General features: G+C 55.2%; 9 protein-coding genes and 1 pseudogene. 7 read left to right on the plus strand and 3 right to left on the minus strand.

What is annotated here, in order from left to right; translation table 11 throughout:
• The first annotated feature begins 7 nt into the window (after positions 1-7).
• The 4 genes from GSQ86_RS08825 to GSQ86_RS08840 all read left to right on the plus strand — a co-directional run bounded on the left by GSQ86_RS08825 (position 8) and on the right by GSQ86_RS08840 (position 6,802).
• The gene (locus tag GSQ86_RS08825) at positions 8-1,795 is read left to right on the plus strand and encodes a CRTAC1 family protein (protein WP_158749600.1); all 1,788 of its coding nucleotides are present in this window, start codon (positions 8-10) and stop codon (positions 1,793-1,795) included.
• Positions 1,796-2,200: 405 nt separating this feature from the next.
• Positions 2,201-4,165, plus strand: coding sequence for a glycoside hydrolase family 97 protein (locus GSQ86_RS08830; protein WP_158749601.1), 1,965 nt, complete (start codon positions 2,201-2,203; stop codon positions 4,163-4,165).
• 165 nt (positions 4,166-4,330) lie between these two features.
• A complete protein-coding gene (locus GSQ86_RS08835) occupies positions 4,331-5,968 on the plus strand; it encodes an alpha-galactosidase (protein ID WP_158749602.1) in 1,638 nt (545 codons plus the stop codon).
• A gap of 642 nt (positions 5,969-6,610) precedes the next feature.
• A complete protein-coding gene (locus GSQ86_RS08840) occupies positions 6,611-6,802 on the plus strand; it encodes a hypothetical protein (protein ID WP_158749603.1) in 192 nt (63 codons plus the stop codon).
• A 1,524-nt stretch (positions 6,803-8,326) separates the two neighbouring features.
• Here GSQ86_RS08840 and GSQ86_RS22965 read toward each other — a convergent pair.
• From GSQ86_RS22965 to GSQ86_RS08850, 3 genes are all read right to left on the minus strand, one after another.
• A complete protein-coding gene (locus tag GSQ86_RS22965; protein ID WP_216841065.1) occupies positions 8,327-8,620 on the minus strand; it encodes a 3'-5' exonuclease in 294 nt (97 codons plus the stop codon).
• A gap of 488 nt (positions 8,621-9,108) precedes the next feature.
• Positions 9,109-9,654, minus strand: coding sequence for a UvrD-helicase domain-containing protein (locus GSQ86_RS22970; RefSeq protein WP_254062245.1), 546 nt, complete (start codon positions 9,652-9,654; stop codon positions 9,109-9,111).
• Between the two features lie 200 nt (positions 9,655-9,854).
• The gene (locus GSQ86_RS08850) at positions 9,855-10,583 is read right to left on the minus strand and encodes a tyrosine-type recombinase/integrase (protein WP_371720499.1); all 729 of its coding nucleotides are present in this window, start codon (positions 10,581-10,583) and stop codon (positions 9,855-9,857) included.
• A gap of 12 nt (positions 10,584-10,595) precedes the next feature.
• On the opposite strand from GSQ86_RS08850, the pseudogene GSQ86_RS08855 reads away from it, so the two are divergent.
• From GSQ86_RS08855 to GSQ86_RS08865, 3 genes and pseudogenes are all read left to right on the plus strand, one after another.
• A pseudogene (locus GSQ86_RS08855) lies at positions 10,596-10,841 on the plus strand (SDR family oxidoreductase); the annotation flags it as partial.
• Between the two features lie 143 nt (positions 10,842-10,984).
• Complete coding sequence (locus tag GSQ86_RS08860; RefSeq protein WP_305782148.1) at positions 10,985-11,164, plus strand: SDR family NAD(P)-dependent oxidoreductase; 180 nt, start codon at positions 10,985-10,987, stop codon at positions 11,162-11,164.
• A gap of 260 nt (positions 11,165-11,424) precedes the next feature.
• Positions 11,425-12,978 (plus strand): multiheme c-type cytochrome, encoded by a 1,554-nt coding sequence (locus GSQ86_RS08865; RefSeq protein ID WP_158749604.1) that lies wholly within the window; start codon positions 11,425-11,427, stop codon positions 12,976-12,978.
• Positions 12,979-12,983: the final 5 nt, after the last annotated feature.

Raw genomic sequence — 12,983 nt, forward strand, 5'->3', positions numbered from 1 at the left:
ATCGCGGATGAAGTTGTCGCGGAGGGAGGCGCTAAGACTCATTGCCGGCGCAGCTGGCGTGCCTGCGGCGTCACGGCGCCTGCTTGCGCAGATGGCATCCGCACACCCGCAGCCGCAGGTGCAGCCGAGGTCCGGCACTCCGATTGCGGACTTCGTAGACATCGCCGCAATTGCCGGCCTCAATACGAAAGTTACGATAGGTGGTCTGCGCGAAAAGCACTACATTCTTGAGACTACAGGCGGGGGCGTCGCGTTGTTCGATTACGACAACGACGGCTGGCTCGATATCTTTCTTGTAAATGGAGCAAGCCTTAGTTCTGCAGAGGGGCCGCCGTCCAGCAACAGGCTTTTCAAAAACAATCGGGATGGGACATTTACCGATATAACTGAGAGGGCCGGGCTGTTGCGCCATGGCTGGGGCCAGGGTGTGTGTGTAGGCGACTACGATGGCGACGGCTGGTTAGACCTATTTATAACTTATTACGGCAAGAATGCGCTTTACCGGAACAACCATGACGGAACATTTACCGACGTGACAAAGGCCGCCGGCCTGCTAACCGATGCCAATGCTTACAGCACGGGCGCGGCATTTTTTGACTACGATCGGGATGGGCGCCTGGACCTCTTCGTCGCGCACTATGTCGACTATAAAGAAGCCACCAGTCACGACGCGGCCCATGGAGATAATTGCAAATGGCGCGGCGTTCCCGTGATGTGCGGCCCACGGGGCCTCAAGGGAGCGAAAAATACTCTTTATCGCAATCGCGGCGATGGAACCTTTGAAGATGTCTCAGAGAAGGCCGGCATCGACAGTGGTGAACATTACGGGTTCACGCCTTTGGTCCTCGACTATGACAACGATGGCTGGCCCGACCTGTATGTGGCGAACGATTCCACCGCCAGCCTTCTTTATCACAATAACCGCAACGGGACCTTTACCGAACTGGGTTCGTTGGCCGGTGTCGCCTATAACGAGGATGGCCGCGAGCAAAGCGGCATGGGCACAGATGCCGCCGACTACGACGGCGACGGCTTTCTCGATCTGGTGAAGACAAACTTCGAACAGGACACGGCCACGCTCTACCACAACCACAGCGACGGTACATTTGACGATGTGACCTTTCACGCCGGTTTAGGCGTGAACACCAGCTTCGTTGGTTGGGGCACCGGCTTCCTTGATTTTGACAATGATGGCTGGCCGGATATCTTTATGGCCAATGGCCATGTGTATCCGGCGGTCGATAAGGCGCTCGGAGATACCTCCTACAAACAACGTAAAATTCTTTACCATAATCGCGGCAACGGCACGTTTGAGGATGTCTCGATTCGGAGCGGCGACGGCATTCAGTTGAAACGCTGTTCCCGCGGCGTTGCATTCGGCGACATCTTCAACACGGGACAAACCGACATCCTGATCTGCAACATGAATGAAACTCCTACCCTCCTCCGTAACCGAATGCAGTACAAGCGGCGGGCAATCACGATTCAGTTGGCAGGCAAGAAACCCAACGCTTTTGCAATTGGCGCGAGGGTTACGGTCCAAGCGAAATCGCTTCACATGATGAATGAAGTGCGCAGTGGTGGAAGCTATCTGTCACAGAATGATCTGCGATTGCGCTTCGGGCTGGGCGATGCGGACAAGGCAGATAAGGTGATGATCCGATGGCCCGATGGCTCCGAAGATGTTCTCACAGACCTTCCCGGCGACCATCTGGTGGTGTTGGCCCCGGGCGGAAAGATTCTAAGCAGCACGAAGTATCGGGATACGCCGGCGAAACTTCTCAAGGTGTCATAGCGCAGTTACGTGGCCGAATCGCAGAGACCGGCTCGCCTGCCAATCGATCGCGCAACGTCTGTTTACTGGAGCCGAAGTCCGCAGATTGCTGAGGCATGCGGTGCAAGGGTGACGTCGGGCCTCGCAGGCGCGGTCTTCATACGGCCGGACCAGAGATCGCGAGCGCTTGCAGGCTCCGGGAGAAGCCCTCGGGCGACCGGAAATTACGTATCCCACTCTAACGCGGCTTTCACGGCAAACGTTTTCTCTGATATCCTTGACCGGCCTTAAAGAACACTTCTGCATAAGTCGATACCTCGCCGGACAGTGCCTCACCCGTCGTAAGGAATCTCGGAGGAAATCATGCCGTTGAACCGACCGATTATAAGCCGTGTAAGCCTTCATTGTGTGCAGTGTGGGCAAGCGGTGAGAGCATTAAGACAGCGTGTTCCTCCGCTGCTGGCACTGGCTTTTGTTATTTTCCTCCTGGCACCTCGCGAGGCGATCGGTCAGTCAAAGCAGCAATGGAGCCTTCAGTCGCCTGACGGAAACATCCAGGTGGAGGTTCAGCGCTCGCCCCTTGGCTACTCGGTTACATATAACGGACAACCGGTCATTGAGAATTCACCACTGGGACTCGAGTTCAAAGACCAGCCCCCCTTTGGAGAGCTGAAGCTCGTCAACGATCAGCATCATGAAGTAGATCTAACGACTGTTCCGGTGTGGGGGAAATCGAGTTCTATCCGCAACCACTATCGCGAAATGACTCTATCGTTTGAGGAACAAGCCAACCCGGGGCGGAAGCTTGATGTGATATTCCGAGCCTATGCAGATGGCGTTGCCTTCCGCTATTCCTTGCCTGCCTCGTCCCGTACAGAAAAATTTGTGGTGACGAAGGAGCAGACCGCCTTTCGCTTTCCCAGCGACCCTACTGTTTGGGCAACCATCTACGCCTCTTTCCATAACTCGTACGAAGGTCATTTTCCACGCGAGCGCATATCGGATCTCCCTGAATCCGCGATTATCGGACTTCCCCTGCTTGCACAAGTGCAGCCGAGTCTCTATGTCGCGATTACCGAGGCGGACCTCACCGACTGGGCAGGCATGTCCCTGAAGTCGAGCAGGGGAGACCTGGTCGCCAATCTTTCCCCGCGGCTTGATGGCAATGGCCTCGTCGTCGGCACTACTCCGCATGCCTCTCCCTGGCGCGTCCTGATGCTGGGGACCACTCCGGGCGCTTTGATTGAGTCCAATATCATCGAGAACCTGAATCCACCGTCGGCCATCAAAGATACCTCCTGGATTCAACCCGGCATGATGGCCTGGGATCACTGGTGGAGCGGCGATGTGAAGATGGACAACGACACGATCAAGCGTTACATCAGCTTCGCCGGTGAAATGGGCTTTCCCTATCAGCTTATCGACTGGCAGTGGTACGGGCCTTTCAATCAGCCGGGCGCAGACATCACCAGGCCGGCGCCACAGCTTGATATGCCAATGCTGCTGCAGTTCGCCAAAGATCACCATGTGCGCGAGTGGCTGTGGATACACAGCGGCGACGTGAACCGGACGCTCCAGGCGGGCAAGCTCGACGATGCCTTTGCAACCTACGAACGTTGGGGCATTGCCGGCGTCAAGATCGACTTCATGGATAGCGATGACCAGGATATGGTGAACTGGTACCGTCACATCGTGGAGCTCGCAGCCGCTCACCACCTGATGGTTGACTTTCACGGCGCGTTCAAGCCTACCGGGCTTCGCGTCACCTATCCTAACCTCCTTACTCGCGAAGGCGTCGAAGGCAACGAATACAACAAGTTCACCAACCGCGTTACTCCCACCCACAAGTTGACCATACCTTTCACTCGCATGCTCGCCGGGCCCATGGACTACACCCCGGGTGGCTTCCTCAATCGCAGCCCCGCGGAATGGAAACAGACCACGCCGACGGAGGTGATGGGCAGCCGTGCCCAGGAGCTTGCTCTCTTCATCGTGTACTGGAGTCCGCTCACGTGTGTTACAGACGATCCTGAGCAATACCGCAACCAGCCGGGACTTGAGTTTCTGCGCGTGGTTCCTACCGTCTGGGACGAGACAAAGGTTCTGGACGGCGTTGTAGGGGAGCACATCGTCGTCGCTCGCCGGAAAGGAGATAAATGGTTTATAGGCGCAATGACCGGCGATCAGGTCTATAACTATCAGTTGCCGCTCAGCTTCCTCGGCAATGGGACTTATACCGCGCACCTTTTCACCGATCCTGAAGACCCGGGCGTTAGTTACGAAGCTCTCAGCCAGAGCGATCGCACAGTCACATCGAAAGATACCTTGGCGCTTCACATGCGCCCGGCTGGAGGTGCGGCGCTTTATTTCGAACTTGTAAAGGGCAACTAGAGAGGTTACTTCCCAGCGGCGTGACGGTTATATAGACAGGGTAGAAACACGCGATTAGGATCGGTGAGCCGGCGAAAGTGCTATCACTTGGCGGCATAGCAGGTGCCGCCAATGGGCGAGGCTAGGCTCAGCTTGAATTGGATCTAATAAAATGGAGGATTTGTGATGAATTGCTCTGTCAGGAAAGCGTTTACTCGCTGGCTATCCATCGTGCTGCTTTTCATATTCCTGAGCGCGGGTTATGCTCCGGCGCAAACGACCCAGGCTCCACTTGCGAAGATCCCCCTGCTGCCGCTGGCGTGGTCCTCTTGGAACAGCTTCTCGAATACCATCCACTCCGATATCGCAATGCAACAGGCACGTGCCATGGTCTCCACCGGGCTGCAAAAGGCTGGCTATGAATACATCAATATCGATGAAGGCTGGTGGCTGGGCGATCGCGATGCCGAGGGCAACATTGTGGTCGATCCAAAACGATGGCCTGCCATAGCTCTGGGCGACAAGCCGGGAGACATGGCGAATATCGTGCGCTATATTCATTCGCTGGGTTTGAAGGCGGGGATTTATACCGACGCAGGCAAGGATGGATGCTCGATGTATCCGGATATCGGTCCCGCCTACGCCAACGTAGGAAGCGAAGGGCACTACGAGCAGGACTTCCTGCAGTTTGCGAAGTGGGGCTTCGATTATGTCAAGGTCGACTGGTGTGGCGGAGATAAGGAAAATCTGAGTGCCGATCTGCAATACGGAGAAATCGCCCGCGCCATCGCTCGCGCCGAACAAATCACCGGGAAGCGGCTGTATTACTCGATCTGCAATTGGGGGAAGCAAAGCCCGTGGACGTGGGGCCCGGGCGTCGGAGGTTCGATCCAGGATATCTGGCGCGTGAGTGACGACATTGTTGCTCCGGTCGTTGCGAGCGGCCCTCACAACGAACGCAAAGTGGCGTTCGACAAGATGATGCGAAACTTCGACCAGGGAATTCATCCCGCGGCGCAGCACACCGGCTACTACAACGATCCTGACATGATGGTCTTGGGAATGCCAGGAATGAACACCGAGCAGAACCGTCTGCACATGTCTTTGTGGGTCGTATCCGGCGCGCCGTTGATCATTGGCGCAGACCTAACCAAACTGGATGCGGAGACTCTGGATACCTTGCGTAATCCGGATGCGATTGCCATCGATCAGGATCCGCTCGGTCTGCAGTGCATTAAAGTAAAGGACCTATCGCCAGGTCTGGAGATATGGTCGAAGTTCTTGTCTACGCCAGGATCGCGCGCGGTTCTCCTTCTGAATCGCAGCTACTTCCCTGCGCCTATGTCGGTGGACTGGACGGATCTGGGCCTGAAGGGCAGCCCCGCTAATGTCCACGACGTCTGGGCGAATAAGGATGCGGGGGCCGACAAGGATTCGCTCAAAGCGACGGTTCCTGCGCAGGATGCCATCCTGCTCGTCGTTCGTGGCAGTGAGGGCGGCTTCGCGCACTACTTGCCGATCTCGGCAGCAAGCGGCGAAGCGAAAGCCATCACCTCTCCTCAGACTGTCTTCGGCAATGTTTCCCAAGTACCCTCGCCATTTGCTCAGATAAGGATCGTGTATGCAAACGAGACGCGGAGTACCGAGGTAGTCGGCCTTTACGTCAACGGAGAGACAGGAACACGAGTCGCATTTCCGCCTACAAAAGGAGCGGCGTCGGTTTGGATTCAGGCCAGGCTCGATCGCCAGGGTGACATGAATAAGCTCACCTTTGATACCTCGTCCCTATCCGGATTGAAGATCGAATCGATCGATGTTTATTAACTGTCGCGGTCATGGTCACTATTGAAGATGGCTTTGGCTTGCCCGATATTTTGCACCAGTGAGGAGTTAGTGTAGTGCAGTTATGAAGGGGGCCTAGAACTCGCTGCCGTTGTGGCAGAACAGTACCTTCGGCACACCGAGTTCCAGTATCAACCGATTGAGTACACGCATCACGTCCTGTCTCATGGCTGAACCGTGATTGCCATTTGGCGGTACGGATTCGCGAGTAGCAAACACGTAGCGATGAGCATGGGCGGGCTCATCTTCGGCCAGTCTGGGGTGTCTTCGTATCCGCCAACTCAAGCCCATGCAACCGCAACAGCGGTCCCCATTTCCGAGTACCGCGAAATCTTCCCCAATGCGGATCGCAACGCCCTTACAGGCTCGCGCTCAAGCACGCTCTTATAAAGATTTCACGGATCGCACGTAAACGAGGTGATCGAGTGAAATGCTGACTCGCTTTCTTGAGGTACAGCTGCTTCTGGACATTCAGGAGACGCTCTACAATGAGAAGATTCGTCCTTACGGAAAGACCAAGGGACGTACCGCGCAGGCTCCAATCGCTGAAGCACTGCTAGAAAGGTGGTGGAATGGCGAGAGGAATTCAGGAAGAAAAGCAAGGAGGTCTCGCCGGATGCGTTCGTGTTCCGAGGCCGTTTCGGTGGGCCGATGGATCCGAGTAACTTCCGCAAGCGCGTCCTGCACAAGCTGGCTGAGGAACTGGAATTGCCGAAGCTGACATCCCAGGTCATCCGGCGCACCATCGCAACGCTGGCCGAAGGTCATGTCAAGGGCGTGCAGGGCATGATGCGGTACCCTCATGTCTCGAGATGACCAACGTCTATATGCAGATCCCCCAACCAGAGGTGCAATCGACGATCGATTCAATTCATAAAGAGCTGTCGAGGAAGACTATTCCTCCGACTCCTCCGGAGCGGTTAGTGCCAGCTGTTCAGACTGTTGATGGCCCTGTGATCGCGGAGACGCTGGCGGCGTCAGCAGCACTTTCGATCAACACTGCGCGCGGATGAGGTTGCGGTAGTGCCTGCGAAGCCAGCTCGTGGTCTGCTTTTGTAATTTGCGACAAAGATCCGATAAAGTCGCGGAAAGGGGCGCTAAATGCTTGAGAGACTTGGTGGACCTGATCGGGATCGAACCGATGACCTCTTCCATGCCATTTTAGGCCGCTTTTGTCATCTATTGTGTTTTCAAGGCTCTGGTCGCTCCAAAAGCTCCGAAAACGCCCTAGGAATGGGAGTTTTGTTCCCATAATGTTTCCAGATTTTGCTTATTGTTCCCGCGCCATCCTATTCTTTAGAATCATCATTTTAGCTGGATTCAGAATCGAACCCGTGATCGGTCCTAATCATCGGTTCAGAGCCATATGCAAATTCAGAATCCCGCCCCCACAACTATCTGAATTTGCTATCGATTCCTTCAGAAGACCTGATCGAGTCTGTGACGTAAGCCGCGGCATGATGTCGGGTCGATTCGAGGGTGTAAGGACGCGCATCCGGAGCCATAGGGTCAGATTGTGCAAATACTGAAGAAGTTAGCAGAATAGAAAAGGCAAACACAAAAATCGACACGAGGGCACGAGAGCGAATCGGCACCGGGTTCTCCAAAGCAAAAAAGATGAAAACTACAGAGATACAAAATGAGAAAATAACTGCTTTTGAAACATATGCAAAGTATTTAATGAGTAAACAGGATATAGAGATACTTAATTTGCTCTCAGGCCCATGGCTGGAACGTAAGCGCAGAGGACTTTTGAGCCATATTGAATTGCGGAGTTGAACCGCAGATTAGTAGAAGTACGCGGTCCGGATCCTTGTCACGTGGAACGAAACGCAGACCGCAAACCTGCGCCGGGAGCGATCTGCACCTCGGCTTGGACGGTGCGGATCAGACCAAGCTGCCTTAGAGTAGTAGCGCCGTCATCCGAGACCGATCTCTTCAACAATCTTGCCCGTTCTCAAGCCGCAGAGCGGTCGTTTCTGTGAAGCGCATTTTTCGACCCGTCGCTGCCAGCAGTGAGAGCCGTCGAGAAGACACTACCGAGCGCGACGCTCAGAAATGAGTTGGCCGAGGGGGGCGGATGTCCCACCCAAACGAAATCTGATCTGGATGTTGCGGATCAGGCGGCAACTGGAAGGCGACGGTGTCTTGAGGTTGAATGACGTAATAGGTCTGTTTTTTGCACAAGAAATTGACCCTGGCCGTTAGAACGTTCGTGACTACGCCGCCACCGATGCTGACCGATTTGTTTCTGATCGTTGCCGTGTTGTAGGTCTTGTCTTGGGGAAGAATTGCCGTAATCGTTTCGCAGTGGTCAACTCATGAATCCTGTTTTGACCTTTAGGACGTAATGGCCGCATAGCTCAGAAACTCTTGATGTGGGCTGCGTTCCTCATTCCATCGACCGCTAAAGCCGTTAGGCGTTTCACGGTACTCCACGGCGGTGAGCCAAAGGCGGCGCTTCGCTCGTGAGATTCCCACGAAAAATGCCGATCGCTCTTCAACTTCCTTCCCCCAGAAGGTCTGTTCTTCGACCCCGAGTATAACGACCGTATCAAATTCCAAGCCTTTGCTCTTATGGATGGTCATGATGTGCACAGCGCTGTCTTCGGAAAATCGCGCCAGAGCTTGCACGGGGTCGTCATCAACTTGGAGCAGTTCCGCGATGCGATCATGCGTTTGACCGATAACTTCCTCTAACCGCGCTCCCCGCTCATAGTCGGCCTATAATGCCGAAAGCGATTCCCGTCCCAAGAAGCCAAGAAATTCGTTCGATAGCCCTCGTAGAGAGTTTGGATCTGACGCATCGAACCATCTCTGTAGCACACCCTCACGAACGCCATCAAGAAACCGGTGCCAACGAGCATGCATCTCGTAGTTCGCCTCGTCGTCAAGATCTCCGGCTTCCACAACATTCCTTAGGCGACTGTAAGCATCCGGCGCACGGTCACTGATAACTACGGTGAGAAAATCAACGATCAGCCGTGCTGCCGGCTCTGCGGAGAGATCCTGTAGGTTTTGTTCACTGCTGAAGGGAACTCCACGTTTAGCTAGTTCTGCCGTCAATCGGCCAGTATATAGCTCAGGCTGCCGAGAGACCAGAACCGCAATCTCTGAGGGAGCTAGACCCTCATCCTGACCCAAGATTGAATCGCACTAGCCACCCTCGCCGCTTCGTCTTGGCTGCCCTCGAATTCAAGTATCTCGATTGAACCACCTTCGCCTGCTAATTGATCATCTGGCATGGCCGCTTGCCTATCCATCACCTTGACCATCTCGTTTTGCATTCGACGCAGCCGCGGTTGGGATCTAAAGTTTTGATAGAGGTTGAGTCGGCGGGCACCAAAGTCAAGCGCGAAAGTCTGGGATATACCTTCAAGAGCGCCCGCCCAACCCATGATGCGTTGCTTGGTATCGCCGACTGCAGTCAATTGAATATCAGTGCCGCAAAAAGCGGCGTGGATGAGTTGGTACTGCACATTTGTGCAGTCCTGAAACTCGTCCAAAAAGACATGGCTGTAGGTTTGTCGTACGGCATTACGCGCTACATTGCTTTGCTTTAAGATTTCGACAGCCAAAGGAACTAAATCCGCGAAGGTAATTTGACTGCCTAGGAAGCGGACGGTGCCAATCGTGTAGTCCGATGACAGTGCATCCCGGCCAGTCAATACAGGACGGAAGCGGTCGATTATCCGCTTGGCAAAGGCGTGAAACGTGTGGCTGTCGAGCCGGGCCCAGAGTGGACCTACGAGCTCTTATGTTGTCGACCACATAAGAACTCTTCTGTGGCGTTCGGCGTTATGTGGCGCTGCTGTTTCAGCGCAGCCGATAAAGCACACCGCCTTCTTCGCGGCGCCACATAATCTCGTCAGAGAGCTTGCAAGAACTGCATGAGGGAACGGTCTTCCTTCCAGTGCTTCAGTGGAACAGTCCGACGGATCTCGCAAGTCGCGAGCGCCTTAGCCTTCATTTCCAAATCCACTTCCGCATAAATGTTCGTGGTATTGAGCGAAACGTGACCCAGCCATGCGCGGATGGTGTTAATGTCCACGCCAGCACGGAGAAGATGGGTCGCCGTCGTGTGCCGAATAGTATGAGGACTCGCGTGCTTCCTGGCAATCGAAGGTGTCCGGTCCAAGATTCGTTGAACGTATCTTTCAACCATCGTGTGGATGCCAAAGCGGGTGATGGGCATACTGCACTTGTTCAGGAACACGTGATCGGTTGAAGGGCGGCTTCCAATCAACAATGAAAGCTCGATCACTGTTTGCGGCCACAGGGGACAACGTCGCAGTTTGTTCCCCTTTCCACGAATCTGCACGAGTGAATGATCCCGAGCAGAATGTGCGAAGAGGAGATCCGCGATCTTTACTTGCGCAGCCTCGTCAGCTCGTGCACCTGTGTTGTACAGAAACAGCAACAGCACATGATCCCGGCGTCCCAACTCCGTCGATTGATTAGGCGCACCCAATAATGCATCCATTTCCGACTTTTCCAAGTACGTGATGCTCGATTGGAGTGTTCGTTTAAGCGGGATGTTTCGGAGTTGGCCAGACCATTCCACGTACTCAGGGCAACTACTAGACGTTTCGCTCACGATATCCCCGATACCCAGGCACTATCCAGAGAGGTTGGGAGCCGGGGCATCACGGTCAACAATGTCCAACCGGGTCCGATCGACACGGATTTGAATCCCGCCTCGGGTGATTGGGCGGTACCTCAGAAGGCCGCAACAGCGCTCGACCGCTATGGGCGCGTAGATGAGATCGCCGCGATGGTGGCGTTTGTCGCCGGTCCTGAGTCCTCGTACATCACCGGGGCGAATCTGACCGTGGATGGCGGAATGAACGCTTAAACCAATGCGCACTCAATCAATGGGCCTTATGACAGATGGATCCGTTGTGACCGTTGAGAGCCGACGACCTAAAGGAGTCGGCTCTCCTTCGGCTCCGGGTGCCGCAATTATCTTATCCGTTGGCTGACTGACAAGAGGGAACAATGACTACACTCCAAAACAAAACTGCGCTTGTGACAGGTGCATCAAGAGGAATTGGCCGCGCGACGGCAGCGGTGCTCGCTGAGGCCGGGGCGCACGTCCTGGTTCACTATGGCCGCTCCGCGAAGGAAGCGGAATCTCTGGTCGCCGAGATCGAAGCGAAGGGTGAACGTTGTTTTTAAACGCCCGTTGGTGTCATTGGCTCTTTTCCTCGCGTCTCGAGCTGCATTGCAACCCGGTGCGTCGCAGGGCCTCAGACACACAAGCGTGCAACTATCGTATGTTTAGCACCAGATGGCTGAATTGCATCCGATGGCAACATTCTTGGTTGAAGGACGCCCCGACTGGATGGCGGTCACCGACAATGCAATCTGGGTGGCAAGTTCTAACGTCAATCATGTGGTTCGTCTGGATCTAAAAACAAACCCGTCCTGGAACAATTGTGACCGTAATTGAGCCCTGTGCGAGGCTTGCCTTCGGTTTCGGTAACCTCTGGATTCCGAGTTGTGGCGAGCATATGGTCGTTCGTGTGGATGCTCAGACGGGGAGACCACAGGCCAAGATAGCTGCGAGTCCTGCTGACGATGAGGGCGGAATCGCGGTGAGTGCTGGTAGTGTCTGGATCGTGACCTCAAAAGTGGTACTTTTGGTGTGGCCACAGCCCCTGTTCTTGTCGATATACACGCGTTATAAGGTGACGGGTGCAGGCTCCGGATGGCAACATGGTGACACCGCCATGAAGCTGCCCGTTCTCACGCTCTCTGCTTTGTGTTTGTCCGGTTGCCTGCTGTATCCCCGCGCCTTTGCGACAGGCCAGGTATTGTCGACGAATGCGCCGCAACAGAGCGGCGCTGCCACGAAGAGCAGCGGCGAGGCACGCTCCCCGCTCTATGCCGGAGATGGAAGCTGCTTATCGTGTCATCGCGAGCAAAGTATGAGCTATGTTCACACGGCGCACCATCTTACCTCGCAGTTGCCGAGTAGCACATCCATCCTTGGATCTTTCAGCGCGGGCGCGAATGAGTTGGAGATTGCCGAGGCGGCTCCGGTGATCGGCGATCCCGGCGTTGCCTACAAGATGGAGTCCAGGGATGGCGGCTACTTCGTCACTGCGGTCACTGGTTTTCCGGGTCAGCTCGAGACGCGGAGCGAGCGGATCGATATCGTCGTCGGGTCGGGAGTGCGCGGGCAGAGCTATCTTTACTGGCGCGGCGATGAGTTATACGAGCTACCCATAAGTTATTGGTCGGATGGGAAGCAGTGGATCAACAGTCCTGGATACCGGAACGGGCCTCCAAATTTCGATCGGGCCGCGGTGCCGCGATGTCTTGAATGCCACCTGACCTACATCGAGCCGCTCTCGGCTGATCCGGAGACGAGGAGTTATGACAAAGCGAGCCTTGTGACCGGGATTTCGTGCGAGACGTGTCATGGGCCGGGCGCAGCGCATGTAGCGCTGCACCGCAACGGAGCGCCGGCCGTGTCGTCGGGCGAGGCGATTCTGAATCCTGCCAGATTTTCGCGGGACAGGCAGATCGATATGTGCGCGCTTTGCCATAGCGGCGCGCAACAAGTCGAAATTACCCCAGCATTTTCTTATGTGCCGGGCGAGTCTCTTGGGAAGTATCTTGGGCCGAATCCGCTGGACGGCGACTTATATCCCGACGTGCATGCAAACCAGGTGGGGCTGCTCAAGAGAAGCCGCTGCTTTCTATCTTCAGCGAAGATGACGTGCTCCACATGCCACGATGTTCATGCGGAGGAGCGGCCGGCCGCATCGTATTCGGCGCGATGCCTGACGTGCCATCGCGTGGAGAGCTGCGGGATGGAGAAAAAGATTGGGCATGCGATTGCGGAAAACTGCATCGATTGCCACATGCCGGTGGAGCAGACTAACGCCATCGTTTCGGAAACCGCGGACAAGGTCATTCGCACGCGGATGCGCACGCATTGGATCAAGGTTTATCCCGCAGCCGCTTCGGTCGATCAGCCTTAATGCGT

Origin of the sequence: Acidobacterium sp. S8, assembly GCF_009765985.1 — a bacterium.
Lineage (GTDB): Bacteria > Acidobacteriota > Terriglobia > Terriglobales > Acidobacteriaceae > Alloacidobacterium.